This is a genomic window from Cloacibacillus sp. (genome assembly GCA_036655895.1).
Lineage (GTDB): Bacteria > Synergistota > Synergistia > Synergistales > Synergistaceae > JAVVPF01.
In genome coordinates, this window is the sequence record JAVVPF010000090.1 from 1,939 (window position 1) to 2,938 (window position 1,000).

The 1,000-nt window shown below is 58.6% G+C and carries 1 protein-coding gene; it reads right to left on the reverse strand.

Going from position 1 to position 1,000, the window contains the following annotated elements:
• Nucleotides 1–1,000, reverse strand: a 1,000-nt coding sequence (locus tag RRY12_12845; GenBank protein ID MEG2185561.1) for a hypothetical protein, incomplete at both ends; no start/stop codon positions are given.

Here is a 1,000-nt window from a genome sequence, read left to right on the forward strand (position 1 = left end):
GTTGGTAATGCTGTCCTTAATCTCCTCGAAGTCTGCCCTTGCAAAATCTCTTAGAGTCTTATCTGCGCCGAAAAGCTGCGTCGCGTTCTTGGTCCTCCGGTCAGCGCTCAGGGTCGCGGCCTCCATACCGGCGGCCAACAGGTCCTTTGTAAATCGAACCGGGGCAAATATTGCGTTACCGAACATGTTGCGGATGTGGGTTCTTGGGTTTCCCAGCATCGCCAGGTATCTCCAAGTATTCCACTTATCCATCAGCGTGACAGGGGTCTGCTCCGCCACATTGTTGAGAAGCGCTTCCATGGCGGCGGCGAGTTCTTCCTTCGTCTTAGCCTCAAGGACCGCTTGCGCAAGCTGGGGGTCCAGGGAAATTGGCGTCATTTTACCCGTGTCGATGCGCTTGCGGTAGTCCTTGTTCAGCCGGTCGAGGGCTTTTTGGAGATAGTAGAGTTGTCCGGACGGCGTCATCTTCTTGAGCAGACTCATTGCTTGGACAACCTGGCCTGACTGAGTACCCATAGCGGCCACATCGGTCAAAACCCTCATCGCGGTGTCCATGTCACCGACCTTTGCCGCCTCCAACCACAGCAGCTCCCCCACGGCGATGTCGTTCTTGGTGGGGCTATGCTCGGCGCTGGATATGCCCGCCCACTCCTCCAGGAGCTTGGCGTACCCCCTGCGGCGCATCGTGGCATCGGCGTATTTGATGGCGCTGGTATCGTGTATGCGGGCGTAGGTGGCGGCCTCGTCCTTCAGCGCGGTTTTCGTGATAAACGGAACCGCGTTCTCCGGCGTGATGCCGGCCTCCGCTGCGGTCTGCATGTGCTTGCTGATGCGCTCGCTGTCAGACTTCTGCTGAGGGAAGGCAACGTTCCTGGATTTCTTCTCGCCCTCCGGCAGCGCGCCGTACTGCTTGATAAGATCCTCTGCGCGGACAGCGTTCTCCGCCTTTTCGGCCGCCGGGATCGCCGGCTGGAATACACGGGCAAACAGAGGCTTTTCT